The 24,896-nt window shown below is 61.0% G+C and carries 24 protein-coding genes; 12 read left to right on the plus strand and 12 right to left on the minus strand.

Translation table 11 applies throughout. From position 1 onward, the window contains the following. Window positions 1-60: 60 nt before the first annotated feature. Window positions 61-243, minus strand: a complete 183-nt coding sequence (locus BFP96_RS08605; protein WP_065883342.1) for a hypothetical protein — start codon at window positions 241-243, stop codon at window positions 61-63. A 333-nt stretch (window positions 244-576) separates the two neighbouring features. Here BFP96_RS08605 and azu point away from each other — a divergent pair, with 333 nt between their 5' ends. Next, a complete protein-coding gene (gene azu, locus BFP96_RS08610) occupies window positions 577-1,023 on the plus strand; it encodes an azurin (RefSeq protein WP_065883471.1) in 447 nt (148 codons plus the stop codon). Between the two features lie 124 nt (window positions 1,024-1,147). Here the strand turns inward: azu and nadE are convergent, their stop codons facing one another. The 3 genes from nadE to BFP96_RS08625 form a co-directional block, all read right to left on the minus strand. Continuing rightward, window positions 1,148-1,975, minus strand: coding sequence for an ammonia-dependent NAD(+) synthetase (gene nadE / locus BFP96_RS08615; protein ID WP_065896733.1), 828 nt, complete (start codon window positions 1,973-1,975; stop codon window positions 1,148-1,150). Between the two features lie 3 nt (window positions 1,976-1,978). After that, on the minus strand, window positions 1,979-3,193 hold the full coding sequence (gene pncB / locus BFP96_RS08620) for a nicotinate phosphoribosyltransferase (RefSeq protein WP_065883346.1): 1,215 nt from the start codon (window positions 3,191-3,193) through the stop codon (window positions 1,979-1,981). 206 nt (window positions 3,194-3,399) lie between these two features. Beyond that, complete coding sequence (locus tag BFP96_RS08625) at window positions 3,400-4,290, minus strand: LysR family transcriptional regulator (RefSeq protein WP_065894527.1); 891 nt, start codon at window positions 4,288-4,290, stop codon at window positions 3,400-3,402. Between the two features lie 154 nt (window positions 4,291-4,444). On the opposite strand from BFP96_RS08625, the gene BFP96_RS08630 reads away from it, so the two are divergent. The 9 genes from BFP96_RS08630 (at window position 4,445) to BFP96_RS08675 (ending at window position 15,552) form a co-directional block, all read left to right on the plus strand. Then, on the plus strand, window positions 4,445-5,935 hold the full coding sequence (locus tag BFP96_RS08630; RefSeq protein ID WP_065934794.1) for an L-piperidine-6-carboxylate dehydrogenase: 1,491 nt from the start codon (window positions 4,445-4,447) through the stop codon (window positions 5,933-5,935). Between the two features lie 150 nt (window positions 5,936-6,085). Then, a complete protein-coding gene (locus BFP96_RS08635; RefSeq protein WP_065936032.1) occupies window positions 6,086-7,369 on the plus strand; it encodes an L-pipecolate oxidase in 1,284 nt (427 codons plus the stop codon). Window positions 7,370-7,743: 374 nt separating this feature from the next. Next, window positions 7,744-8,877, plus strand: a complete 1,134-nt coding sequence (locus BFP96_RS08640; RefSeq protein WP_065936033.1) for a branched-chain amino acid ABC transporter substrate-binding protein — start codon at window positions 7,744-7,746, stop codon at window positions 8,875-8,877. Window positions 8,878-9,087: 210 nt separating this feature from the next. Beyond that, window positions 9,088-10,002: an ABC transporter permease subunit gene (locus tag BFP96_RS08645; RefSeq protein WP_034125666.1), complete on the plus strand. Its 915-nt coding sequence runs from the start codon at window positions 9,088-9,090 to the stop codon at window positions 10,000-10,002. Between the two features lie 2 nt (window positions 10,003-10,004). After that, a complete protein-coding gene (gene livM / locus BFP96_RS08650; protein WP_065896737.1) occupies window positions 10,005-11,303 on the plus strand; it encodes a high-affinity branched-chain amino acid ABC transporter permease LivM in 1,299 nt (432 codons plus the stop codon). Next, window positions 11,296-12,171 (plus strand): ABC transporter ATP-binding protein, encoded by an 876-nt coding sequence (locus BFP96_RS08655; RefSeq protein WP_065936034.1) that lies wholly within the window; start codon window positions 11,296-11,298, stop codon window positions 12,169-12,171. Before livM ends, BFP96_RS08655 begins: the two co-directional genes overlap by 8 nt. Continuing rightward, a complete protein-coding gene (locus BFP96_RS08660) occupies window positions 12,168-12,884 on the plus strand; it encodes an ABC transporter ATP-binding protein (protein ID WP_057724218.1) in 717 nt (238 codons plus the stop codon). The genes BFP96_RS08655 and BFP96_RS08660 overlap by 4 nt, the downstream gene beginning before the upstream one ends. A gap of 777 nt (window positions 12,885-13,661) precedes the next feature. Beyond that, window positions 13,662-14,429 carry an SDR family oxidoreductase gene (locus BFP96_RS08670; protein ID WP_065894534.1) on the plus strand — a complete coding sequence of 256 codons (768 nt, stop codon included), beginning with the start codon at window positions 13,662-13,664 and terminating at the stop codon, window positions 14,427-14,429. Window positions 14,430-14,646: 217 nt separating this feature from the next. Further along, window positions 14,647-15,552 (plus strand): cation diffusion facilitator family transporter, encoded by a 906-nt coding sequence (locus BFP96_RS08675; RefSeq protein WP_065896739.1) that lies wholly within the window; start codon window positions 14,647-14,649, stop codon window positions 15,550-15,552. Between the two features lie 123 nt (window positions 15,553-15,675). On the opposite strand, the gene BFP96_RS08680 is transcribed toward BFP96_RS08675, so the two are convergent. From BFP96_RS08680 to ureE, 5 genes are all read right to left on the minus strand, one after another. Then, the gene (locus BFP96_RS08680; RefSeq protein ID WP_065936035.1) at window positions 15,676-16,785 is read right to left on the minus strand and encodes an AGE family epimerase/isomerase; all 1,110 of its coding nucleotides are present in this window, start codon (window positions 16,783-16,785) and stop codon (window positions 15,676-15,678) included. 563 nt (window positions 16,786-17,348) lie between these two features. After that, entirely contained in the window at window positions 17,349-17,921 is a 573-nt protein-coding gene (locus BFP96_RS08685) for a HupE/UreJ family protein (RefSeq protein WP_065883363.1), read from the minus strand. A gap of 20 nt (window positions 17,922-17,941) precedes the next feature. Next, the gene (ureG, locus tag BFP96_RS08690) at window positions 17,942-18,556 is read right to left on the minus strand and encodes an urease accessory protein UreG (protein ID WP_017849719.1); all 615 of its coding nucleotides are present in this window, start codon (window positions 18,554-18,556) and stop codon (window positions 17,942-17,944) included. A 21-nt stretch (window positions 18,557-18,577) separates the two neighbouring features. Continuing rightward, a complete protein-coding gene (locus tag BFP96_RS08695; RefSeq protein WP_065894537.1) occupies window positions 18,578-19,252 on the minus strand; it encodes an urease accessory protein UreF in 675 nt (224 codons plus the stop codon). Further along, window positions 19,249-19,749, minus strand: coding sequence for an urease accessory protein UreE (gene ureE, locus BFP96_RS08700; RefSeq protein ID WP_065896742.1), 501 nt, complete (start codon window positions 19,747-19,749; stop codon window positions 19,249-19,251). Before ureE ends, BFP96_RS08695 begins: the two co-directional genes overlap by 4 nt. 349 nt (window positions 19,750-20,098) lie before the next feature. On the opposite strand from ureE, the gene BFP96_RS08705 reads away from it, so the two are divergent. After that, window positions 20,099-20,596 (plus strand): C40 family peptidase, encoded by a 498-nt coding sequence (locus BFP96_RS08705; protein WP_065896752.1) that lies wholly within the window; start codon window positions 20,099-20,101, stop codon window positions 20,594-20,596. A 5-nt stretch (window positions 20,597-20,601) separates the two neighbouring features. Here BFP96_RS08705 and BFP96_RS08710 read toward each other — a convergent pair whose 3' ends face one another. After that, complete coding sequence (locus BFP96_RS08710; protein ID WP_065883368.1) at window positions 20,602-21,234, minus strand: TetR family transcriptional regulator; 633 nt, start codon at window positions 21,232-21,234, stop codon at window positions 20,602-20,604. Window positions 21,235-21,385: 151 nt separating this feature from the next. Further along, window positions 21,386-21,757: a hypothetical protein gene (locus BFP96_RS08715; RefSeq protein WP_065883373.1), complete on the minus strand. Its 372-nt coding sequence runs from the start codon at window positions 21,755-21,757 to the stop codon at window positions 21,386-21,388. 358 nt (window positions 21,758-22,115) lie between these two features. Between BFP96_RS08715 and BFP96_RS08720 the strand changes: the two genes are divergently transcribed. After that, complete coding sequence (locus tag BFP96_RS08720; protein ID WP_065936036.1) at window positions 22,116-24,182, plus strand: AsmA family protein; 2,067 nt, start codon at window positions 22,116-22,118, stop codon at window positions 24,180-24,182. 131 nt (window positions 24,183-24,313) lie between these two features. Here BFP96_RS08720 and BFP96_RS08725 read toward each other — a convergent pair whose 3' ends face one another. Then, window positions 24,314-24,844, minus strand: a complete 531-nt coding sequence (locus BFP96_RS08725; protein WP_065883376.1) for a ferritin-like domain-containing protein — start codon at window positions 24,842-24,844, stop codon at window positions 24,314-24,316. Window positions 24,845-24,896 lie beyond the last annotated feature (52 nt).

Here is a 24,896-nt window from a genome sequence, read left to right on the forward strand (position 1 = left end):
GTGCGCCGGGACGCGGAGCGTCCCAGGCTGCATTCCCACGCAGAGCGTGGGAACGATCAATTATTCAGCCGGATCTTTTGGTGTTTCAGTGTCGTCGCCGGTTGCTTCAGCGTCGACGTCCGGGTTCAGTGCGCCCGCTTCTTCATCAGCAGCGGCTTTCTTGCGTTGCAGCTTTTCCTCTTTCTTCTGTTCCTTGGCCAAGTCTCTCTGACGTTTGGCGAAGGAGTAATTAGGTTTGGCCATGGGCGATCCTCTAGGGTCGAAGGTGAGGGTGGGCGGCGCGCGGCTGCCTTGGGTCGCTATGGTAGCAGCTTCGCAGCGCGCTTGGCCTTCACTTACCGCTGGCGTAAGCGGCAAACAGGCCGTTGAACAGTTGATTGAGGGGCATGGTGCGGGCTCCAGTGGGGGATGGGCCGATCATATCCGGTTGCCGTGGAGGCGGATGTTAGATTGTGTTGATCAGCCTGATAGCCTAAAGTTGTATACAATCTGTTGATGCAGATCATAAGAACTTAAGCCTGCTTGAGGCACCCTTTGTCGCAATACGCGTTTTCCAACCCTGCCCTGGAGATTCACATGTTCGCCAAACTCGTTGCTGTTTCCCTGCTGACTCTGGCTAGCGGCCAGTTGCTTGCTGCAGAGTGCAAGGTCACTGTCGACTCCACCGACCAGATGTCGTTCAACACCAAAGAAATCACCATCGACAAGAGCTGCAAACAGTTCACCGTCGAGCTGACGCACTCGGGCAACCTGCCAAAAAACGTCATGGGGCATAACTGGGTGTTGACCAGCGCCGCCAACATGCAGCCGGTTGCCAGCGACGGCATGGCCGCCGGTGTTGACAAAAACTACCTCAAGGAAGGCGACGACCGCATCATCGCCCACACCAAGCTCATTGGTGCCGGCGAGAAAGATTCGGTGACGTTCGACGTGTCGAAGCTGACGGCGGGCACGGACTACATGTTCTTTTGCTCGTTCCCAGGCCATATTTCGATGATGAAAGGCACTGTGACCGTCAAGTAAGACCGCGTTATCGTTCATCGGGGGCTTGCCCCTTCCCACACTTGATTTGTGAACACAGTCAATGTGGGAGGGGGCTTGCCCCCGATGGCATTCTGGCAATCAATGCAAAATTACCTGCCTCACCTCAAGGCGCAAACGGCATCACCCGCTTGTGCTCCGTCTTGCGGTACGTCTCGCAGATAATCCTGAACGCCTCTTCACGCACGGGCTCACCGTGCAGGAACGCGTCGATTTCGGCATAGGTCACGCCATGTGACGCTTCGTCCGGCTTGCCCGGCGACAGGTCCTCCAGGTCGGCGGTCGGGACTTTCTCCACCAACGACTCCGGCGCGCCGAAATGCCGCGCAATCGCACGCACCTGGTTTTTCACCAGCCCGCTCAGCGGCGCCAGGTCGCAGGCGCCATCTCCGAACTTGGTGAAAAAGCCCATCACCGCTTCCGCCGCATGGTCGGTACCGATCACCAGCCCACCGGTTGCGCCGGCGATGGTGTACTGCGCGACCATGCGCATGCGCGCCTTGGTGTTGCCCAGCACGAAATCGCGGGAGGCCGCCGGTTTGTCATCGAACGCCGCGACTTCCTTGGCCAGGGCTTTGACCGCCGGGCCGATGTTGACGGTGTGGCGCTCGTCCGGTTCGATGAAGTCCACCGAAGCCTGGGCATCGAGTTCGTCGAACTGGGTTTCGTAGGGCAGGCGCACGGCGATGAAACGATAGGCCGCGTCGCCGCTGCTGGCGCGCAGTTCCTGCACGGCACGTTGGGCCAGCAGGCCTGCGGTGAGGGAATCGACACCCCCACTGATGCCCAGTACCAGCGACTTGAGCCCGGAATTGCGCAGGCAGTCCTGGATAAAGGCCACGCGCCTGGCGACTTCTGCCTCAAGGGCGGCCTGGTCTTTGAACGGCGCTTGCACCTTGAGCTGCTGCGCAATCTCACGCTGTACGGCTTGCATGCTTCACTCCTTGCTGGATAGGGCAGGTACTTTGAAAACGTGACGCAAATAGGCGACAAAATTCGGGTCGGTGCAGTGGGTCTTGCCCGCTTCATCGGAAATCTTGGCGACGGGCTGGCCATTGCACGCGGTCATTTTAAGCACGATGCTCATCGGTTCCACCCCTGGAATGTCGCAGGTCAGGTTGGTGCCGATGCCAAAGCTCACATTGATGCGACCACGCAGGGCGCGGAAAATCTCCAGGGCCTTGGGCAACGTCAGGCTGTCGGAGAACACCAGGGTCTTGCTCATCGGCTCGATACCCAGCTTATGGTAGTGGGCGATGGCTTTTTCCGCCCACTGCACCGGGTCGCCGGAGTCGTGGCGCAGGCCGTCGAACAGCTTGGCGAAGTACAAGTCGAAGTCGCCCAGGAACGCATCGGTGGTGATGCAGTCGGTCAGGGCGATGCCCAGCAGGCCACGGTATTCGCGGACCCAGCAGTCAAGGGCGGCGATCTGGCTGTCGATCAGGCGCGGGCCGAGTTGCTGGTGGGCCATGATCCATTCATGGGCCATGGTGCCCAACGGTTTCATGTCGAATTCGCGGGCCAGGTGCACGTTGCTGGTGCCGACGAAGCGGCCGGGGAAGTCGTGCTTGAGTACGCTGACCACTTCTTCCTGCACCCGGTACGAAAAGCGTCGACGCGTGCCGAAGTCGGCCACTTGCAGCTCCGACAGTTCATCGCTGGCGGCATTCGCCGTCAGCCAGTCGAACTTGCGGTACAACTGCTCGCGGGCCTGTTCCAGGATCACGGTCTGGTAGCGGTAGCGGTTACGCACTTCGCTGACAATGGCCAGCATCGGCACCTCAAACAGGATCACATGCAGCCACGGCCCGCGCAGGCGGATAAACAGCTCGCCGTTCTCGATGCCGGTCTGCACGTAGCGCAGGTTGAAGCGAAACAGCCCGAGGAAGCGCAAAAAGTCCGGCTTCATGAAGCTGATACGTTCCAGGAAGCCCAATTGGTCCGGGCTCAGGCTTAACTCGGCGAGACGCTCGATCTGGTAGCGAATCTCCGCCAGGTACGGGCGCAGGTCTTCGCTGTTGCGGCAACGAAACTCCCATTCAACTTCCACATTCGGGTAGTTGTGCAGCACCGCCTGCATCATGGTCAGCTTGTAGAAGTCGGTGTCGAGCAGGTTCTGCACGATGCGATCGGCAAACACACTCTCGCTCATAACGGGAATCTCCAGACGGGTCGACGCTGGGCGTCGGCCTTTACGCACAATTGAGGAAGGGGGCTAGTGGCGCATAGACCTGGGTTGGTTTGCCAGTGATTTTTTTGCCGGGGCCACTGGCGCCATCGGGGGCAAGCCCCCTCCCACACTTGGAATGCATTTCAAATGTGGGAGGGGGCTTGCCCCCGATGGCTATATTCCAGGCACTAAATAACCTGCTCCAGCATCCACTTCACAAACTCCCTCACTTTAGGCACCTCCGCCGCATGCTCCGGATAAGCCAGGTAATACGCATCCTGGCTCGGCATCCCATGCTGCCAGGGAATCACCAACTTACCCTCGGCCAATTCCTCTTCCACCAGAAACCGCGGCAGCAGCGCCACGCCGCAGCCGACCTGCGCGGCGCGAATGCACATATAAAAGGTGTCGAAGCGCGGCCCGTGATAACTGTGTTCGGTGTGCAAACCCTGGCTGGCGAACCAGTCATGCCAGCCCTGGGGTCGCGAGGCGTTTTGCAGCAGCACCAGTTCGCTCAGTTGGGTCGGGTCGGTGAACGGCTCTGCCGGCAGGCTCTCGGGCGAACACACAGGTACAAGCTCTTCGCTGAACAACTTCACGCTCTCGGTGCCGGGGCGTGAACCCTGGCCGAAATAGAACGCCATGTCGGCCTTGCCCTGCAGCAGTTCATCCGGTTCCTGTTCGTTGCACAGGTCCAGATGGATGTTTGGGTGACGCAGGCGCCAGCCCTTGAGGCGCGGCACCAGCCAGCGCGCGCCGAAGGTGTAGGGCGTGGACACGCGCAGCACTTCGGTTTCGCCGCCGTAGGAGCGCAGGTAGTGGGTGGACATCTCCACCAGGGAGAGGATCTTGCGCACTTCCACCAGGTACAGGTCGCCCGCCGGCGTCATCTGCAAGCGGCGCCGCACGCGGCGAAACAGCAGGTGCTGCAGCAACTCTTCCAACTGCGCCACCTGTTTGCTCACCGCGCTTTGCGTGAGGTTGAGTTCCTCGGCGGCGCGGGTAAAGCTCAGGTGGCGCGTGGCGGCTTCGAAACACTGCAGGGCGGTGATCGAGGGCAAATGTCTTTTGTTCAGCACGGCATGCCTCTTTTTATTCTTCGCATGAATAAACGGAATGATATCTCGCCTAATCGTCGTTTGTTGGCAAGTCTTGGGCCAGCTACAAATGAGGCCTGGATCGCCGTGTCTGCGGCGGCGCAATTTTGTGTTTGCAGATTTGAAGGAGTACCCCATGGTTGCTGCATTGCTTGACCGTCTAGGCGTAAACCCGGCGCTGTACCAGGCGGGTACACAGCCTGTGCATTCACCGATCGATGGCAGCCGCATCGGCGCCGTGAACTGGGAAGGCGCCGCCGAGGTGGAGCAGCAGGTCAGTCGCGCCGAGCATGCATTCGACGCCTGGCGCAAAGTACCGGCCCCGCGTCGCGGCGAGCTGGTGCGCCAGTTCGGCGACGTATTGCGCGAGTACAAGGCCGACCTGGGCGAGCTGGTCTCCTGGGAAGCCGGCAAGATCACCCAGGAAGGCCTGGGGGAAGTCCAGGAGATGATCGACATCTGCGACTTCGCCGTCGGTTTGTCGCGCCAGTTGTACGGTTTGACCATCGCCTCCGAGCGTCCCGGTCACCATATGCGTGAAACCTGGCACCCGCTGGGCGTGGTCGGCGTGATCAGCGCGTTCAACTTCCCGGTCGCGGTGTGGGCGTGGAACACCACCCTGGCGCTGGTGTGCGGCAATGCGGTGATCTGGAAACCGTCGGAAAAGACCCCGCTCACCGCGCTGGCCTGCCAGGCCCTGTTCGAGCGTGTGTTGAAGAATTTCAAGGATGCGCCGCAGTACCTCAGCCAAGTGATCATCGGCGGCCGCGATGCCGGCGCCGCGTTGGTGGATGACCCGCGTGTGGCGCTGATCAGCGCCACCGGCAGCACCCGCATGGGCCGTGAAGTGGCGCCCAAAGTCGCCGCGCGCTTTGCCCGCAGCATCCTTGAGCTGGGCGGCAACAATGCGATGATCCTCGGCCCGAGCGCCGACCTGGACATGGCCGTGCGTGCGATCCTGTTCAGCGCCGTCGGCACCGCCGGCCAGCGTTGCACCACCCTGCGTCGGCTGATCGCCCATGAATCGGTCAAGGCAGAAATCGTCACCCGCCTCAAGGCCGCCTACGCCAAGGTGCGCATCGGCCACCCGCTGGAAGGCAACCTGATCGGCCCGCTGATCGACAAGCACGGCTTCGACAACATGCAGGACGCCCTGGAGCAGGCCTTGAGCGAGGGCGGCAAGGTGTTCGGCGGCAAGCGCCAGTTGCAAGACCAGTTCCCCAACGCTTACTACGTGGCGCCGGCGATTGTGGAAATGCCCGAGCAAAGCGATGTGGTGTGCACCGAAACCTTCGCGCCGATTCTGTATGTGATCGGCTACAGCGACTTTGCCGAAGCGCTGCGCCTGAACAACGCGGTGCCACAAGGCTTGTCGTCGTGCATCTTCACCACCGATGTGCGTGAAGCCGAGCAGTTCATGTCGGCGGTGGGCAGCGACTGCGGGATTGCCAACGTCAATATCGGCCCGAGCGGCGCGGAGATCGGCGGCGCGTTTGGCGGTGAGAAAGAGACCGGCGGCGGGCGTGAGTCGGGCTCGGATGCGTGGCGCGGGTATATGCGCCGGCAGACCAATACCGTGAACTATTCGCTGGAGTTGCCGTTGGCGCAGGGCATTACGTTCGACTGAGTCCATGTGGGAGGGGGCTTGCCCTCGATTGCGGTGGGTCAGCTGCACATTTGTTGACTGATACACCGCATCGGGGGCAAGCCCCCTCCCACAGTTGAGCTCATTTACACGTCAAGATTGTGGTCTGTTAGGTCTCATCGGAGTCTGGCAATGGCGCTGCGCGAAACATGTTTATGGGAACACCTCACCCCCAACCGGCCGGATCGTGCCGCGCTCAAGGGTGAGGTCAAGGTGGATGTGTGCGTGATCGGCGCCGGCATCACCGGTTTGTCGGCCGCCATTCATTTGCTCGAACAGGGTAAAAGTGTTGCGGTGCTGGAGGCCCATCGCACCGGTCACGGCGGTTCGGGGCGCAATGTCGGGCTGGTCAACGCCGGTATGTGGATCCCGCCGGACGAGATCGAAGCCGGTTTCGGTACAGCCGTAGGCAGCCAGCTCAACCGCATGCTGGGCGCGGCACCGGCGCTGGTGTTCGGCCTGATCGACAAGTACAACATCGATTGCCAGTTGCGCCGCGAGGGCACCCTGCACATGGCGCATAACGCCCGTGGCGAGGCGGATCTGCGCAGTCGAGAAGAACAGTGGAAGCGCCGTGGCGCGCCGGTCGAGTTGCTCACCGGGCAGGCCTGCGAGCAGGCCACCGGCACCACGAAAATCGCCGCCGCCTTGCTGGACCGACGCGCCGGCACCTTGAACCCAATGGCCTACACCAGCGGTCTGGCGAATGCGGCCGTCGGGTTGGGCGGGCAGTTGTTCGATCATTCCCCCGTCACCCGGCTTGAGCGCCAGGGTGCAGTCTGGTCTGTGCAGACCGTCCAGGGCGCGGTGCAGGCCGCCCAGGTGGTGATCGCCTCCAATGCCTATACCGAAGGTGAATGGACCGAACTGCGGCGTAATTTCTTCCCCGGTTACTACTATCAGGTGGCGTCGGCGCCGCTCACCGATGACGCCGCCGGGCGAATCCTGCCTGGCGGCCAGGGCTCATGGGACACACGCCAGGTGCTGAGCAGCATTCGCCGCGACGCCGATGGTCGTCTGTTGCTCGGCAGCCTGGGCAACGGTAACCAGAAACCGGCCTGGTTCCTCAAGGCGTGGGCCGATCGGGTGCAGCAGCATTACTTCCCCTATCTCAAATCGGTGCAGTGGGAATACACCTGGACCGGCTGCATCGCGTTTACCCCCGATCACTTGATGCGTTTGTTCGAGCCGGCGCCCGGGCTGGTGGCGGTCACCGGCTACAACGGGCGCGGCGTGACCACCGGCAGCGTGGTCGGCAAGGCGTTTGCCGACTATTTGTGTCACCACAATCCCCAGTCGCTGCCGATTCCCTTTGCACCGATGCAACCCCTGGCGGGCGCGGGCCTGCGCAGTTGCCTCTATGAAGCGGGGTTCTCGCTGTACCACGCGGGGCAATGCCTGCGGATCGTGGTCTGACCCGCGTAACAGCGCTCGTTAGCCGGTATTTTCTTAGCCGGCTACCCATCTGTATTGGTGCAAGTCGTAGCAATCACGCACTGTAAATGTGCAGTTCCGTTACGCACGGGGTTACAGCGCCTGGAGCTGTCGTTTATCCCTTCGGTTGCAGGTGCCACCGTTCAAGGTTGCACTTTTTTGGCTTGCTGGTTGCACCTGTCGAGACTAGACGGTTGCACGTCCTGGCGGGGGGACGCGAAACGCGTGCAATAACAATGACACCGTGTCTTTTTGAAGAATAAAAAAGTAATGGCACGCCGCTTGCTCTGAGCTTTCAGTGAAAGGTTTGAATGCAAGTTGTCGTGCCAAAAATCAAAAATATCGGAGCACCACTCATGTCCCAGACGTTTTACAAGAAAGGTTTTCTGGCCCTCGCCGTTGCAGCGGCGCTGGGTGTTTCTACGTTTGTTCAAGCTGATGTGAAAATTGGTGTGGCAGGCCCGATGACGGGCGCCAACGCCGCTTTCGGTGAGCAGTACATGAAGGGTGCCCAGGCGGCAGCCGATGTTATCAACAAGGCCGGTGGCATTAACGGCGAGCAGATCAAGCTGGTGGCCGGCGATGACGCCTGCGAGCCAAAACAGGCCGTTGCCGTGGCCAACCGCCTGGCGGACCAGGACAAAGTGATCGGTGTGGTCGGGCACTTCTGCTCGTCCAACACCATCCCGGCGTCTGAGGTCTACGACGAAGCGGGCATTATCGCGATCACGCCCGGCTCCACCAACCCACAGGTCACCGAGCGCGGCCTGGGCGCCATGTTCCGCATGTGCGGGCGCGATGACCAGCAGGGCATTGTCGCCGGCGACTACATCGTCGACGTGCTCAAAGGCAAGAAAGTCGCGGTGATCAATGACAAGGACACCTACGGCAAGGGCCTGGCTGACGCCACCGCTGCCCAGCTGACCAAACGCGGCGTCAAGCCGGTGCTGGAAGAAGGCCTGACCCGTGGCGAGAAAGACTTCAGTGCCCTGGTCACCAAGATCCGTTCCATTGACGCCGATGTCGTGTACTTCGGTGGCCTGCATCCCGAAGCCGGTCCTTTGGTTCGCCAGATTCGCGAGGCAGGCCTCAAGGCCGCGTTTATGTCCGATGACGGCGTAGTGACCGACGAACCGGCAAAAACCGCCGGTGGCAACCAGTACGTGGATGGCGTGTACATGACCTTCGGTGCTGACCCGCGTCTGTTGCCAGAGAGCAAGGCAGTGGTGGATGCCTTCCGTAAAAGCGGGTACGAGCCGGAAGGCTACACCCTGTACGCCTACGCCTCGATCCAGGCCCTGGCCGCCGGCTTCAACGGCGCCAAGTCCAACAAGGGTGAGGACGCTGCCAAGTGGCTCAAGGCCAACCCGGTTAAAACCGTCATGGGCGAAAAAACCTGGGATGCCAAGGGCGACCTGAAAATCTCCGACTACGTGGTTTACCAGTGGGATAAAGACGGCAAATACCACCAGCTGGAAAAACAGAAGTAATTCAACCGACTGCATGACCTCCCTGTAGGAGCGAGCTTGCTCGCGAAGAACGTCAACGATAACGCTGGTTTCCTGGATGCACACGGCGTTCTCTGGTTTTTCGCGAGCAAGCTCGCTCCTACAAGGGAGGGCGCGTGCCTAGCCTCTGTTTTCCTCCAGAAGCACCGCACACCCACCGGTGTGCAGGTGCTCACCGCGTGAGATTGCGTTATGGATGGTATTTTCCTGCAGCAACTGGTCAACGGCCTGACCCTCGGGTCGGTCTATGGCCTGATCGCCATCGGCTACACAATGGTCTATGGCATCATTGGCATGATCAACTTCGCCCACGGCGAGGTTTATATGATTTCCGCTTACCTCGCGGCGATCAGTCTGGCACTGCTGGCTTACTTCGGCATCGAATCCTTCCCGCTGCTCATTCTCGGCACCCTGATCTTCACCGTGGTCGTTACCGGCGTATACGGTTGGGTCATCGAACGTGTCGCCTACAAACCGCTGCGCAACTCCACCCGACTGGCACCGCTGATCAGCGCCATCGGCATCTCCCTGATCCTGCAGAACTACGCGCAGATCGCCCAGGGTGCCAAGCAACAAGGCATTCCCACCCTGCTCGCCGGCGCCTGGCGCGTGGATATCGGCACCGGCTTCGTGCAACTGACCTACACCAAAGTGTTCATCCTCGTGGCGGCTTTCGCCGGCATGGCGTTGCTCACCTACATCATCAAATACACCAAGCTCGGCCGCATGTGCCGGGCCACCCAGCAAGACCGCAAGATGGCCTCGATCCTCGGCATCAATACCGACCGCGTGATCTCCTACGTGTTTGTCATCGGCGCCGCCATGGCTGCCCTGGCTGGCGTGCTGATCACCCTCAATTACGGCACCTTCGACTTCTACGCCGGCTTCATCATCGGCATCAAGGCGTTTACCGCCGCGGTGCTCGGCGGCATCGGCTCCCTGCCTGGGGCGATGCTGGGCGGGATCATCCTCGGTATCTCCGAGTCGTTGTTCGCGGGGTTGATCAACTCTGACTACAAAGACGTGTTCAGTTTCTCCCTGCTGGTGGTGATTCTGATTTTCCGTCCCCAGGGCCTGCTTGGTCGCCCACTCGTGGCGAAGGTGTAAACATGTCTGCTGCCAAATCCATTGATATCAAGAAAAGCGTGGTCGATACGGTCCTCGCCGGGCTGATTTCGCTGATCGTGTTCGGCCCGATCGTAGGCGTGGTGCTCGACGGCTACAGCTTCAACCTGGAACCTGCGCGCGTTGCCACGTTGGTCGCCATTGTGATGGCCGGGCGTTTTGCCTTGAGCCTGTTCCTGCAGACCCCCAAGGGCGTGAAGATCCTGCAGGGTTTCGAAAGCAGCGGCTCCGGCGTGCACGTGTTGCCGCCGGACTACAAATCGCGGCTGCGCTGGATCATTCCAGCCCTGATCGTGATCGCCATCGTGTTCCCGATTTTCGCCAACAAGTACCTGCTCACCGTGGTGATCCTCGGGTTGATCTACGTGTTGCTCGGCCTGGGGCTGAACATCGTGGTGGGCCTGGCCGGTCTGCTCGACCTGGGTTACGTGGCGTTCTACGCCATCGGTGCCTACGGCCTGGCGCTGGGTTATCAATACCTCGGCCTGGGCTTCTGGAGCGTGCTGCCACTGGCGGCGATCGCGGCGGCTTTGGCGGGGTGCATACTCGGATTCCCGGTGCTGCGAATGCACGGGGACTACCTCGCCATCGTGACCCTGGGTTTTGGTGAAATCATCCGCCTGGTGCTGAACAACTGGCTGTCGTTTACCGGCGGGCCAAACGGGATGCCGGTGCCTTCGCCGACGTTCCTGGGCCTCGAGTTCGGCAAGCGTGCCAAAGATGGCGGGATTCCGTTCCACGAGTTCTTCGGTCTCGATTACAACCCCAACATCAAGTTCATGTTCATCTACATCGTGCTGTTCCTGGTGGTGCTGGCGGTGTTGTACATCAAGCATCGCCTGACCCGTATGCCGGTAGGTCGCGCCTGGGAAGCCTTGCGCGAAGATGAAATCGCCTGCCGGTCCATGGGCCTGAATCACGTGCTGGTCAAGCTCTCGGCATTCACCATCGGCGCCTCCACCGCCGGGTTGGCCGGGGTGTTCTTTGCCAGCTACCAGGGCTTCGTCAATCCGTCGTCGTTTACCTTCTTCGAGTCGGCGTTGATTCTGGCCATTGTGGTGCTGGGCGGCATGGGCTCGACGGTCGGCGTAGTCATCGCGGCGTTCGTGCTGACCGTGGCGCCGGAACTGCTGCGCAGTTTCTCCGAATACCGCGTGCTGTTGTTTGGCGTGTTGATGGTGGTGATGATGATCTGGAGACCGCGCGGCCTGATCCGCATCAGCCGCACCGGTGTGACGCCACGTAAAGGTGCCATAGCGAATAGGGAGCCGCGCCATGAGTAAGGAAGTCGTGCTCGTAGTCGAACACCTGATGATGCACTTCGGTGGCATCAAGGCCCTGAGTGATGTGAGCCTCAAGGTCGAACGCAACTCGATCTTCGCCCTGATCGGCCCCAACGGCGCCGGCAAGACCACGGTGTTCAACTGCCTCACCGGTTTCTACAAGGCCAGTGGCGGCAAGATCGAACTCAACGTGCGCGGCAAGCAGACCAACGTCATCCAGTTGCTGGGCGAGCGCTTCAAGGCCAGCGATTTCGTGTCGCCGAAAAGCTTCCTCAGGCGCGTGTACTACAAAATGTTCGGCGGCACCCACCTGGTGAACCGCGCCGGCCTGGCGCGGACCTTCCAGAACATTCGCCTGTTCAAGGAAATGTCGGTGCTGGAAAACCTGCTGGTGGCCCAGCACATGTGGGTCAACCGCAACATGCTCGCGGGCATCCTCAACACCAAGGGCTACCGCAAGGCTGAAAGCGATGCGCTCGACCACGCCTTTTACTGGCTGGAAGTGGTCGACCTGGTGGACTGCGCCAACCGTCTTGCTGGCGAGCTTTCCTACGGCCAGCAGCGCCGCCTGGAAATCGCCCGTGCCATGTGCACGCGACCGCAGATCATCTGCCTGGACGAACCGGCAGCGGGCCTCAACCCCCAGGAAACCGAAGCCCTCAGTGCGATGATTCGCCTGCTGCGCGACGAACACGACCTCACGGTGGTGCTGATCGAACACGACATGGGCATGGTGATGAGTATTTCCGACCACATCGTGGTGCTGGACCACGGCAACGTGATCGCCGAAGGCGGGCCGGACGCGATCCGCAACGACCCGAAAGTGATTGCCGCCTACCTGGGCGCGGACGAAGAGGAGCTGGTATGAGCGGGCCTATCCTCGAAATGAAGGACCTGGACGTGTTCTACGGCCCGATCCAGGCCCTGAAAAAAGTCTCGCTGCACATCAACGAAGGCGAAACCGTCAGCCTGATCGGCTCCAACGGCGCGGGCAAATCCACGCTGCTGATGTCGATCTTCGGCCAGCCTCGGGCCGAGTCGGGGCAGATTCTCTATAACGGCGTGGACATCACCCACAAGTCGTCCCACTACATTGCCTCCAACGGCATCGCGCAGTCGCCGGAAGGGCGGCGGGTATTCCCTGACATGACCGTCGAGGAAAACCTGCTGATGGGTACCATTCCCATTGGCGACAAGTTCGCCGGTGAGGACATGCAGCGCATGTTCGAGCTGTTCCCACGGCTCAAGGAGCGGCGCAACCAGCGGGCGATGACCATGTCCGGCGGCGAGCAGCAAATGCTCGCCATCGCCCGCGCGCTGATGAGCCGGCCCAAGCTGTTACTGCTCGATGAGCCGAGTCTGGGCCTGGCGCCGATTGTGGTGAAGCAGATCTTTTCCACCCTGCGCGAGCTGGCCTCCACCGGGATGACTATCTTCCTGGTGGAGCAGAATGCCAACCACGCCCTGCGCCTCTCGGACCGGGCGTATGTGATGGTCAACGGTGAGATTCGCCTGACGGGGACCGGCAAGGAATTGCTGGTGAACGAGGAAGTGCGCAACGCCTACCTCGGCGGTCACTGACCCCCCACCTGATCGTTCCCACGCTCCGCGTGGGAACGCCTCTTGTGACGCTCCGCGTCACGCTTTGGGACGCAGAGCGCCCCCGGCTGCATTCCCACGCGGAGCGTGGGAACGATCAGCGCGCAGAGCTTCCACCAAATTGTGGAAAACAATTCCAGCCCTCCTCCAAAGCGCGACATATAGCCGCCGCAAATCCCTGTTTTGTCACAGTTTTGACTTGTCCCCATCCACTGTGGAACCGGCTGTGGGTAACGTGGGAGTACCTGGCTGCAAGCCTTTGAATACGTGGCCTGCAGGCTTGTGGTTGTTTTTTGATCAGGGGCTTTTTCACGACCGTCCGAGGGTTTTGTCAACCTGTTTAAAGACACAGGTATATGACCGAAACAGGTCAGTTCAGCCTGTGGATAAGTCTGTGATTAAACTCTGGAAAGACCGCCGCAGAGGCCGGAATGACTGGCCTGTAGCCATCGTTCGTATCCCATCGAGTGAAATTGCCTGCATATGCCCTGCGTCCTGGTCAAGCAAAAAACTTTCCGCAAACACCTGCAAGCCTTGTATACCGTGGCCCGAGGCGATGTGCACTTGCCCCCAAAGACTGTGGGCGCAGTTGTGGATAACCTGCGCGTACATGGCTGCAGGCCGCGATTCATATAGCGCTGCCAGGTGTGGTTAAAAAATGATCAAGCCAGCATGTAGGCGTGCGTATAGCGGTTGCCGCAACGGCGGCGTAAGGGCATTCTGCTGGCAACTTTTTTCGTTGCCCGCAAGGAGAACACCATGTCCGACACGCTGTTTATTACTGGCGCCACTTCAGGTTTCGGTGAAGCCTGCGCCCGCCGTTTTGCCGAGGCCGGCTGGAAACTGGTGCTCACCGGCCGGCGTGCCGAGCGCTTGAACGCGCTGGTCGAAGAGCTCTCCCGTCAGACCGAAGTGCATGGCCTGGTGGTGGACGTGCGTGATCGCCAAGGCATGGAAGAGGCCATCGCCAACCTGCCGCCATCGTTCGCCACGCTGCGCGGGCTGATCAACAACGCCGGCCTGGCCGTGGGCACCGACCCTGCGCCCAAGTGCAACCTCGACGATTGGGAAACCATGGTCGACACCAATATCAAGGGCCTGTTGACCACCACCCACCTGCTGCTGCCGCGCCTGATCGCCCATGGCCGTGGCGCCGGGATCATCAACCTGGGTTCCATCGCCGGCAGCTACCCCTACCCGGGCAGCCACGTGTATGGCGGCTCCAAGGCGTTCGTAAAGCAATTCTCGCTGAACCTGCGCTGTGACCTGCAAGGCACTGGCGTGCGTGTGACCAACATCGAGCCGGGCTTGTGCGAGAGCGAGTTTTCCCTGGTGCGTTTCGGTGGGGATCAGGCGCGCTATGACGCGACCTATGCCGGCGCCGAGCCGATCCAGCCGCAGGATATTGCCGACACAATCTTCTGGGTGCTCAACACCCCGGCGCACGTGAATATCAACCGGTTGGAGTTGATGCCGGTGAGCCAGACCTGGGCTGGGTTTGCGATTGAGCGTGGGGCCAAGGGCTAAGCACCTGCGCGATACACTGTAGGAGCGAGCTTGCTCGCGAAAAACGTTAACGATGACGCGGGCATCCTGAATTCACGCGGCGCGCTCGGGGTTTTCGCGAGCAAGCTCGCTCCTACAGTAAATGGCGTCAAATCGGCCAAAAACAGGCCATAAGGTACACTCCACCCCTGAAAACCCCACCGCACCCTGCGGTCTAAAGGTTTTGACGGGAGGAAATGTGAGTAACCGAGGTGAGCAGGCACTGCTCAAACAATCGACCATCCTGATGTTCGCCGTCGCGATCGCCGGGATTGTCACGGGTGTGATATCCGGCGCCCAATCCATTCTGTTCGACGGCTTTTTCTCGCTGATCGCCACCGCCATCAAGGTGCTGATGCTGATCACGGCCAAGCTGATCGCCAAGAAAAGCAACGAGCGTTTCCAGTTCGGCTACTGGCACCTGGAGCCGATGGTGCTGTTGATCGAAGGCAGCTTCCTGCTGCTGATCGCCATCTATGCGTTTCTCAACGGTGTGTTCGGCATCATCAATGGCGGTCGCGACATCGAGTTGGGGCTGGTGATCGTGTATGCGGCGGTATTTACCGTGGTGGAATTCGCCTACTTCTTCTATGTGCGTTACCGCAATCGCACGCTCAAGTCATCGCTGATCCAGTTCGACAACATCAGCTGGCTGGTGGACGCGATGCTGTCGGTGGGCTTGCTGATCAGCTTTCTGGCGGCACTGTTGCTCAAATCCCAGGGTTATGGCGAGTGGGCGGTGTACGTCGACCCGCTGATCCTGATTCTGCTGGCCCTGAGCATGCTGGCGCCGGCGTTCAAGATCCTGCGCCCGGCCTTGCGTGAGGTGCTGGGGATTGCCCCGGATCACTTGGACGACACCGTGCGCGAAGTGATGGACGCGGCGCAGGCCAGGCATGGCTTCGACGACTACGTGTCCTACGTGCAAAAGCACGGGCGGGCACGATTCATTGAAATTCATGTGGTGTTGCCGGCCGATTACCCGGTGGATAAGGTCGCGACCCTCGACGGATTGCGCGAAGAGATATCCACAGCGCTGGGAACGCCGGATGCGGCGCGCTGGTTGACGATCAGTTTTACTGGGGATCGCAAGTGGATTGCGTGAGGTCAGTTAGACCGAGGTGAGGCTATCGGGGGCAAGCCCCCTCCCACATTTGACTGTATTCACAAATAAAAGGTGGGAGGGGCGGTGCGACGATTCGACTTGCCCCCGATGAGGGCCTGAAGATCAGCTCAAATACTGGATCAGACCCTGATAGCAAGTCGCCAAATGATAAGGCGTGGTAGACGGCATATCCCGCCGGCTCACCCTGCCCTCGGCATCCAGGCATTCATGCCAGCCCTTCTCATGCAGGAAATGCTCTTGCAGCGCCAGCAATTGACGCTGCAGCACCGCCTCGCTGCCGGGGCGCAAGGTCAATGCCCGCAGGTACTCGGCCTGGGCCCAGATACGCTGGGTGCCGTCGCGCACCGTGCCATCCACTGAAAGCATGCCACTGACCGCACCGCTCAACTTATCCACACCGGTGTGTTCGGCATAGGCGAACGCCCGTGTCAGCGACGTATGCAACGGTGTGCCGCGCAGTACGGGCGAGGACTCGAGCAAAAAGAACCATTCGAACTGGTGCCCCGGTTCAAACCAGTTATCCACAGCACCCAGCGGTTTTTCCAGCATCACGCCATGTTCGCGGTCGATGAAGCGCTGCTGCATGGCCGTCGCCAATGCCAGCAGGGCCGCTTGTACCTCGGCGTCCTCACGCACCGCGAGGGTGGCGAGGAAGCCTTCGGCCAGGTGCATCAACGGGTTTTGCAATGGGCCGGACTTGAGCGAGGCCCAGTTGCGGTCCAGCACCGCTTCGTACAGGCCGTCACCGGTGGCGAAGCGTTGGGCGACCACTTCCAGCGCGGCATTGAGCACCGACTCCACCAAGGGTTCACGTACCTTGGCCCAGTATTGGGCGCAGGCAAAGATGATAAAGGCGTGGGTGTAGAGGTCTTTGCGTTTATCCAGTGGCTGCCCGGCCGGGTCCATGCTGTAGAACCAGCCGCCGTGTTCGGCGTCGTGGAAATGCTGTTGCAGGGAACGGAACAACTGCGCCGCACGCGCTTGCGCGAAGTCCGTGCCGGGCTCGCCGATCAGGCTGGCAAACAGGTACAACTGGCGGGCGCAGGCCATGGCGCGGTAGCGTTGCGGGGGCAGTGGCTGATGATTGGCGTCCAGTGCCTCAAACGGTAGTGCCAGGTCGGCATTCCAGCCCGGGCCCTGCCACAGCGGCACGATCAGGTCATGGAAGTGCGTGAGCACGGAATTCAAAGTGGGTGGAGAAGCGATGGGCATTGGCTGGCGTCGTCACGGCAGGGGTGTGGCGCGCATGTTATCAGGCTTGGGAACTGTGGTGTCTGTGGCGCCGCTATCGGGGGCAAGCCCCCTCCCACCTTTTGACTGTATTCACAAATCTAAGTGTGGGAGGGGGCTTGCCCCCGATGGGGCCCTCAGGGCCGACCAGGGTGTTGGATTAGACCGAGTACATATCCGTTTCTGCGGTAACGGCTACTTAGGGTTCCGCCCTTACGGCGGCTCACTTTTGAAAAGCGCAAAAGTAAGCAAAACGCTCTTGCCCCACCACTCGGCACCTCGCCTGGGCTCGGTGTGCCCTCTCTCCGGCTTGAATCCGTGGGCCGCCGCAATGGGCCATCCATGGCCCAGTGCGGCTAACCCGGCGTCCTGCCGGGTTGCCCACGGATTCAAGCCTGCGTTCGGCCAGCGTGGTTTAACGGGGCGCCTGAGATCAAGATCAAAAGCAGATCAAGATCAAGGGCGACTCGCTTCGCATCGTGGTTACGGTTGAGCGCTACAGAGTTGTGTAGATGCCCCGATGAGGCCTTCAGCAGCGCTGAAGATCAGCCCGCCAACAACCAAACCCCGGTCGCCGCCGAAGCCGCCCCCGCCACCCGCACCAACGGTGCCGCCGCCGCAGGCAGGAAACGCACCACCGCGTAACCCGCCGCATGCAACGCAGCCGTCGCGCCGACAAACCCTGCCGCGTACGCCCAGGGGCTGGACATGTCCGGCAGTTCCAGGCCATGGGCCACGCCATGGAACAACGCAAACAACGCCGTTGCCCCCACCGCCACCCACAGCGGTGGCCGCACTGCCAGCGCTACCGCCAGGCCCAGCGCCAGCACCGATGCGGCGATCCCGCTTTCCAGTGCCGGCAGTTGCAGGCCTTCAAAACCGAGCATGCCACCGATCAACATGGTGCCGACGAAGGCACACGGCAGCGCCCAGCGTGCGTTGCCTTTTTGCTGCGCCGCCCACAGGCCGACCGCAACCATGGCCAGCAGGTGGTCGAGCCCGCCCAATGGGTGGCTGATACCGGCGACCAGGCCATTGTCGCCGTGGCCCGGGTGAGCGAAGGCGAGGGCGGGGGCCAGCAGCAGCGCGGCGGTGGCGAACAGTTTCTTGAGGTTCATAAACAGGCTCCGTAGGGGAATCAGGCAGCGGTCAGCAGGCCTTGACGTTCGATAAAGGCGACGATTTCATCCAGGCCGACGCCGGTTTTCTGATTGCTGAACACAAAGGGTTTGCCATTGCGCATGCGTTGGGTGTCGCTGTTCATCAATTCCAGCGAGGCACCCACCAGCGGCGCGAGGTCGATCTTGTTGATCACCAGCAGGTCGGATTTGCAAATACCGGGCCCGCCCTTGCGCGGCAGCTTGTCGCCGGCGGACACATCGATCACGTAGATGGTGAGGTCCGACAGTTCGGGGCTGAACGTCGCCGACAGGTTGTCGCCGCCGGACTCCACCAGAATCAAGTCCAGGCCTGGAAACCGGCGGTTGAGCTGGTCCACCGCCTCCAGGTTGATCGAGGCATCTTCGCGGATCGCCGTGTGCGGGCAGCCGCCGGTTTCCACGCCGATGATGCGTTCCGGCGCCAGGGCCTGGTTGCGCACCAAAAAATCAGCGTCTTCGCGGGTGTAGATGTCGTTGGTAACCACCGCCAGGTTGTAGCGGTCGCGCAGCGCCAGGCACAGGGCCAGGGTCAGGGCTGTCTTGCCGGAGCCGACCGGGCCGCCGATGCCGACGCGCAGGGGTTGTGTGTTCATGGTGGGTTCTCCAAAAAAGCCTCAGGAACGGAACAGGCGGCTGTACTGGCGCTCGTGGGCCATGCACGCCAAAGACAGGCCAAACGCGGCGCTGCCAAGGTGATCGGGTTCGACGCGGCCTGCCTCGTGCTGGGCCTGCTGCAACAGCGGCAGCAGTTCGCTGGTCAGGCGCTGCGCGGCTTGCTGGCCCAGGGGCAGGGTCTTCATCAGCACGGCCAACTGGTTTTCCAGCCAGCTCCACAGCCAGGCGGCGAGGGCGTCGTCGGGGCGGATGGTCCAGGCCCGTGCGGCCAGGGCCCAGCCAAGGGCCAGATGGGGTTCAGGCTGTTGGTCAAGGAAATCACGGGCGTCGGCGTCCAACTCGGGCAAGCCACTGAGCAGTTGTTGCAGCGAGTAGCCCATCTGCCGGCTCTCCTGATACAGCTCGCGGGTTTCGCGGCTGGCACGGTGTTCTTCACACAACTGCGCCAGGCGCGGCCAGGCCTGTTCCGCGGCGGCGCGACAGTGGGCGAGCAGCAACGGCGCTTCAAAACGCGCGAGGTTGAGCAGCAATTGGTCGCTGATCCAGCGTCGCGCGCTGGCGGCATCGTTGACGCGGCCGTTCTCCACCGCCATTTCCAGGCCCTGGGAGTAGCTGTAGCCGCCAATCGGCAATTGCGGACTGGCCAGGCGCAACAGCGCCCAGGCCGGGTTCATGGACGCACGCCGAACTGATGCAGTTTGGGCGCGTAATTGAAGTCTTCGTCACCATGGCGCGAGTGATGATGACCACCGCCATAGGCGCCGTGCTCGGGCTGGAAAGGCGCCTCGATGGGGTGCGCATCGGCGCCCAGCTGTTCCAGCATGGCCTTGAGCACATAGTCATCGAGCAGGCGCAGCCAGCCATCGCCGACCTGCAGGGCGACATGGCGATTGCCCAGGTGATAGGCCGCGCGGGTCAGTTCAAAGGCGTTGCGGCAGGTGACATGCAGCAGTTGTTCAGGGCGCGCGCAGACACGTACGACGCGTCCGTCCTCGGCTTGCAGGAATTCGCCATCGTGCAGCGGCGGTTGCCCACGCTCCAAAAACAAGCCGACGTCTTCACCGTCGGCACTGAAACAGCGCAGGCGGCTTTTGCTGCGGGCTTCGAAGTTCAGCAGCAGCTCGGCGGCCCAGAGGGCCTGGGGGGCGATTCGGCGGTGGATCACCAGCATCGGAGGGTTTCCAGCTATTAACGATAAAGGGGCTATAAAGGTGGTAGAGCAAGGGCCTTGCCAACCCGGCATGCGCGTAGGAAATCCCTGTCAGCAGGGCGCGAGCGCTACACGGCAGGGCATCCGTAAAGGGCGAGCGTGTTGCAATTTGGTGCGTTTGAGCGGCGCTCGGCACCAGGAGGGGGCATTTTGCGTGGAGTAAGCCGATGAATTGCATGAAACGTCTTTCATACAATTCTTCATCTGCCTTTAAGGAATAATCCTACAAGAGCCAGAGAATTGGCCTTCGTGAGCTTACGTGGTGGTTCTTTAAGATTCGCGCCGTGTTTAATCCGTCGCGATGTTCATCATGTTCAAGTCACTTATCTGTTCCGTCATTGTCAGCCTGTCTTGTCTTATTTCCTCAGCCTCGGCCACTCTTCAACAGCCGCCGACGTTTGTTTCCGTCCATGCACCGTCTTCGGTCGAAAATGTGATCGACCGCGCCCATCAACTGCTAGGTACACCCTACAAGTGGGGCGGTACCTCCACCGAGCAAGGGTTCGATTGCAGCAGTTTCCTGGTCTATCTGTTCAAGACCCAAGCCAATATCCAGCTGCCGCGCACCACGGCTGCGATGCACCGCTCAACGGCCGCGACTATCAAGCGCACGGCGTTGAAGCCGGGCGACGCGGTCTTTTTCAAAGGCAATGGGCAGGGGCGGGTCAGTCACGTCGGGCTGTATATCGGCGATGGCAAATTTATCCATTCACCGCGTACCGGCAAGAACGTGCGTATCGATTCGTTGAGCAATAGTTACTGGAACAGGCACTACACCACCGCCAAGCGTTTTCACAAGGCCGGCTGATCGTATTACTCAGTGCTGCCCAGGCCTTGCCAATGCTTGAGGCCGATAAAGATAAAGCGCAATTGCTGGGTGATCTTCGCCTGGGGCGTGAGGTGGGCAGGCAGGGCCTGGGCGGGAGGGTCGATGATGTCGGGCAGGGTGGCGAACACACTTTTGACGATCAGGTCGGCCATCACGTGCAAGCCGTCGGCGTCCAGGTGCTGCAGCTTGGGCATCAGCGTAAGGTCGGCCGCCAGGTCGCGGGTGATGTCTTCGCGCAGCGCGCCGATGGCTTGGCGCACGGCCAGGCAACCGCCGTATTGTTCGCGGGCCAGGAACAGGAATTGGGAACGGTTGGCCGAGACCACGTCGAGAAAGATCCGCACGGACGCATCGATGATCCCGCCCATGACGAATTCGTTGTGGCGCACCAGGCGAATCGTGGCGCGGAATGTCTGGCCGACTTCACTGACCAACGCGAGCCCAAGCTGGTCCATGTCGGCAAAATGACGATAGAAGCCGGTGGGCACGATGCCCGCTGTCTTGGCCACTTCGCGCAGGCTCAGGCTGCCAAACCCACGGCCACACTCCATCAGATGGCGGGCAGCGTCCATCAAGGCGAGGCGAGTCTGTTGCTTCTGTTCGGCGCGGGGCAGCATGAGCGGATGGGCTTTGTCGGCGAGTACAACGACGCACTCTAGCAAAAGCGCTTTGCCGGCGTCGAACTTGACGGGGGGCAGACGTGACGCGGTCTATAGAAAAGCAAAAGCCCGATCGGCAGATCGGGCTTTTTTCTGGGCCACCACGGGCTCAGCTCTGTGCTTGATGCAGTTCTTGCAGACGGTCAGCACCACCTTCAGCGATACCTTGGGTATAGGCGCGGTCATTGGCTTGTTCAGCGCCGCCTTCTACCAGACCTTTTTCCTGCAGGCGGTCGTTGCCACCTTCAGTCAGGCCTTCGGTGTAGGCACGTTTGTTGGCCTGCTCCGAACCGTTTTCAGCGACAGCGCCTTTGGCGTAGTCACGGTTTTCATCTTCCTGCGAACCGCTGCGGGCCAGGGTCTGGCTCGACTGCACGGCCTGGGACTGGTTCTGTGGGGTGGCCTGTTCGGCGGCTGGCAGGGCAAAGGCACTGGAAGCCAGGACGGATAACAGGACGGTAGCAAGTACTTGGCGTTTCATGATGGTTGCTCCTCGGGAGGGCGATAAAGTGGGTACAGGGCTAATGCTACTCTTGATAAGTCGATATAAAAGTTCATAAACACAATGGTAATAATCAACAGAATTGATTGTTCTCACGGGAGGCTCTAGCTCGCGCCTCTCAAGCACGCGGTTTTGCACCGTAGTGGGTATTTTCGACACGCACCTGGGTAACAATGGTGCGTGGTTGATGAGCGGAAACGGTCTGATCGATCAGGAAAATCGCTTTTTTCGGCTAAATCGGCCGTTGCGTTAAACCCCCGGGCACTTTGCCAGTCGTAGTCCTATAAGCTGTTTCAAAGGCTGTTGCCCAGCCAGTCGTAATCAGGAGTTTTGTGCAATGACGCGCACTCGAAAAATCGTCGCCTGGTGCTGCGCCAGCTTCGTTCTGTTAATTGCCATCGCGGTATTGGTCCTGGTGTTTTTTGACTGGAACCGCATCAAGCCGCCCCTTAATGCCAAGGTCTCCGAAGAGTTGCACCGCCCGTTCGCCATCAACGGCAACCTGGCGGTGGTGTGGCAGCGTGAGCCCGACGAGGGCGGCTGGCGGGCCTGGGTGCCCTGGCCCCACGTGATTGCCGAAGACCTGAGCCTGGGCAATCCCGATTGGTCCAAGCAACCGCAGATGGTCACGCTCAAGAAGGTCGAGTTGCGTATTTCGCCCTTGGCATTGCTGGCACAACGCGTGGTGATCCCGCGTATCGACCTCACCGAGCCGAGCGCCGACCTGCAGCGCCTGGCGGACGGCCGCGCCAACTGGACCTTCAAGTTCGACCCCAAGGACCCCGACGCCGAGCCTTCCAGCTGGGTGGTGGATATCGGCGCCATCGGCTTCGACAAAGGCCACGTCACCCTCGACGACCAGACCCTCAAGACCCGGCTCGATGTGATCATCGACCCGCTGGGCAAGCCGATCCCCTTCGGTGCAATCGTCGGCGATGCGGATGCCAAAAAAGCCCTGGAAAAAGGCTCGTCCCCCCAGGACTACGCGTTCGGCCTCAAGGTCAAAGGCCAGTATCACGGCCAGGCGCTCGCCGGCACCGGCAAGATCGGCGGCCTGCTCGCCCTGCAGGACGCGGCCAAGCCGTTCCCGCTGCAGGCCCAGGTCAAGATCGGCGACACCAGCATCGCCCTGGCCGGCACCCTGACCGACCCGCTGAACCTCGGCGCCCTGGACCTGCGCCTGAAGCTCGCCGGTGCCAGCCTGGGCAACCTCTACCCGCTGACCGGCGTGACGTTGCCCGATTCGCCGGCCTATTCAACCGACGGTCATCTGATCGCCAAGCTGCATGAAGCCAGCGGTGCGTCGTTCCGCTATGAAAACTTCAACGGCAAGATCGGCAACAGCGATATCCACGGCGACCTGGCCTACGTGGCCAGCCAGCCACGGCCCAAGCTCAGCGGCGCGCTGGTGTCCAATCAACTGCTGATGGACGACCTGGCGCCCTTGATCGGCGCCGACTCCAACGCCAAGCAGAAAGCCCGTGGCGGTGAAAGCAAGCAACCGGCAACCAAGGTGTTGCCGGTTGAAGAGTTCCGCACCGAGCGCTGGCGCGACATGGATGCCGACGTGGAATTCACCGGCAAACGCATCGTGCACAGCGCCGAGCTGCCGTTCACCGACCTCTATACGCACCTGGTGCTCAACGATGGTGAGCTGAGCCTTGAACCCCTGCGCTTCGGCGTGGCCGGCGGCAAGCTCGATGCGCAGATCCGCTTGAACGGCCGCACCATGCCAATGGAAGGCCGGGCGAAGCTCACGGCGCGTAACTTCAAGCTCAAGCAGTTGTTCCCAAGCTTTGAGCCGATGAAAACCAGCTTCGGCGAACTCAACGGCGACGCCGATATTGCCGGGCGCGGCAACTCCGTGGCAGCGCTGCTGGGCACCTCCAACGGTGACCTGAAGATGCTGATCAACGACGGTGCGATCAGCCGTAGCCTGATGGAAATCGCTGGCCTCAACGTCGGCAACTACGTGGTGGGACGCCTGTTTGGCGACAAGGAAGTGAAGATCAACTGCGCTGCGGCGGACTTCGGCATCAAGACTGGCCTGGCGACGACCCGCTTGTTTGTGTTCGATACCGAGAACGCGATCATCTACGTCGATGGCACGGCGAATATGGCGACCGAGCAGTTGGACCTGACCATCACGCCGGAGTCCAAGGGCTTCCGCCTGTTCTCCCTGCGCTCACCGTTGTATGTGAACGGGCCCTTCGTCAAGCCCAATGCCGGCGTCAAGGCCATTCCCTTGGCACTGCGCGGCGCGGGCATGGTCGCCCTGGGTGTGATCGCAGGTCCTGCGGCCGGGTTGCTCGCACTGGTTGCCCCAAGCGGCGGCGAGCCGAATGCGTGCGCACCGTTGCTGCAACAGATGAGAGAGGGCAAGGCGCCCAAGACCGTGAAGTAACTGACTGCACCTGAAACCAAATGTGGGAGGGGGCTTGCCCCCGATAGCGATTTATCAGCCGGAACATCGTTGGCTGAACCACCGCTATCGGGAGCAAGCCCCCTCCCACATGGGTATTGCTGTGCGGCTGATTACAGGCCTTCTAGAATATCCGCCATGTCGTCGGCGTGTTCTTCTTCCTGGGCCAGGATGTCTTCGAAGATGCGACGGGTGGTCGGGTCTTTATCACCGATGTACTGAATGATTTCACGGTAGCTGTCTACCGCGATCCGCTCGGCCACCAGGTCTTCGTAGACCATTTCTTTCAGCGAGTTGCCCGCCACGTACTGCGCGTGGGAGTTCTTCGACAGCAGGTCGGGGTTGAATTCCGGCTCGCCGCCCAGCTGCACGATGCGCTCGGCAAGTTTGTCGGCGTGTTCGGCTTCCTGGGTGGCGTGTTCCAGGAACTCATCGGCGGCGACGCTGGCTTTCAGGCCGCTGGCCATGAAGTAGTGACGCTTGTAGCGCAATACGCAGACCAGTTCGGTGGCCAGCGATGCGTTGAGCAGGCGGATAATTTCTTCGCGGTCGGCGTCATAGCCTTCGGTCACGGCACCGTTTTCGACGTTCTGGCGGGCGCGGCTGCGCAGGGTCGCAACGTCAGTCAAGTGTGCTTCAGTCATCTCAATCTCCTGGGGCTAATCCGGTTTTACGCCACGCTCTGCCGGCGTGATC

The sequence above is a fragment of the Pseudomonas sp. 34 E 7 genome (assembly GCF_900005715.1).
In the GTDB taxonomy this organism is placed as follows: Bacteria; Pseudomonadota; Gammaproteobacteria; order Pseudomonadales; family Pseudomonadaceae; genus Aquipseudomonas; species Aquipseudomonas orientalis_A.

Coding starts and splice junctions, on each gene's coding strand:
- BFP96_RS08605 (WP_065883342.1), bottom strand. CDS start 243: ATGGCCAAACCTAATTACTCCTTCGCCAAACGTCAGAGAGACTTGGCC.
- azu (WP_065883471.1), top strand. CDS start 577: ATGTTCGCCAAACTCGTTGCTGTTTCCCTGCTGACTCTGGCTAGCGGC.
- nadE (WP_065896733.1), bottom strand. CDS start 1,975: ATGCAAGCCGTACAGCGTGAGATTGCGCAGCAGCTCAAGGTGCAAGCG.
- pncB (WP_065883346.1), bottom strand. CDS start 3,193: ATGAGCGAGAGTGTGTTTGCCGATCGCATCGTGCAGAACCTGCTCGAC.
- BFP96_RS08630 (WP_065934794.1), top strand. CDS start 4,445: ATGGTTGCTGCATTGCTTGACCGTCTAGGCGTAAACCCGGCGCTGTAC.
- BFP96_RS08635 (WP_065936032.1), top strand. CDS start 6,086: ATGGCGCTGCGCGAAACATGTTTATGGGAACACCTCACCCCCAACCGG.
- BFP96_RS08640 (WP_065936033.1), top strand. CDS start 7,744: ATGTCCCAGACGTTTTACAAGAAAGGTTTTCTGGCCCTCGCCGTTGCA.
- BFP96_RS08645 (WP_034125666.1), top strand. CDS start 9,088: ATGGATGGTATTTTCCTGCAGCAACTGGTCAACGGCCTGACCCTCGGG.
- livM (WP_065896737.1), top strand. CDS start 10,005: ATGTCTGCTGCCAAATCCATTGATATCAAGAAAAGCGTGGTCGATACG.
- BFP96_RS08655 (WP_065936034.1), top strand. CDS start 11,296: ATGAGTAAGGAAGTCGTGCTCGTAGTCGAACACCTGATGATGCACTTC.
- BFP96_RS08660 (WP_057724218.1), top strand. CDS start 12,168: ATGAGCGGGCCTATCCTCGAAATGAAGGACCTGGACGTGTTCTACGGC.
- BFP96_RS08670 (WP_065894534.1), top strand. CDS start 13,662: ATGTCCGACACGCTGTTTATTACTGGCGCCACTTCAGGTTTCGGTGAA.
- BFP96_RS08680 (WP_065936035.1), bottom strand. CDS start 16,785: ATGCCCATCGCTTCTCCACCCACTTTGAATTCCGTGCTCACGCACTTC.
- BFP96_RS08685 (WP_065883363.1), bottom strand. CDS start 17,921: ATGAACCTCAAGAAACTGTTCGCCACCGCCGCGCTGCTGCTGGCCCCC.
- ureG (WP_017849719.1), bottom strand. CDS start 18,556: ATGAACACACAACCCCTGCGCGTCGGCATCGGCGGCCCGGTCGGCTCC.
- BFP96_RS08695 (WP_065894537.1), bottom strand. CDS start 19,252: ATGAACCCGGCCTGGGCGCTGTTGCGCCTGGCCAGTCCGCAATTGCCG.
- ureE (WP_065896742.1), bottom strand. CDS start 19,749: ATGCTGGTGATCCACCGCCGAATCGCCCCCCAGGCCCTCTGGGCCGCC.
- BFP96_RS08705 (WP_065896752.1), top strand. CDS start 20,099: ATGTTCAAGTCACTTATCTGTTCCGTCATTGTCAGCCTGTCTTGTCTT.
- BFP96_RS08710 (WP_065883368.1), bottom strand. CDS start 21,234: ATGCTGCCCCGCGCCGAACAGAAGCAACAGACTCGCCTCGCCTTGATG.
- BFP96_RS08715 (WP_065883373.1), bottom strand. CDS start 21,757: ATGAAACGCCAAGTACTTGCTACCGTCCTGTTATCCGTCCTGGCTTCC.
- BFP96_RS08720 (WP_065936036.1), top strand. CDS start 22,116: ATGACGCGCACTCGAAAAATCGTCGCCTGGTGCTGCGCCAGCTTCGTT.
- BFP96_RS08725 (WP_065883376.1), bottom strand. CDS start 24,844: ATGACTGAAGCACACTTGACTGACGTTGCGACCCTGCGCAGCCGCGCC.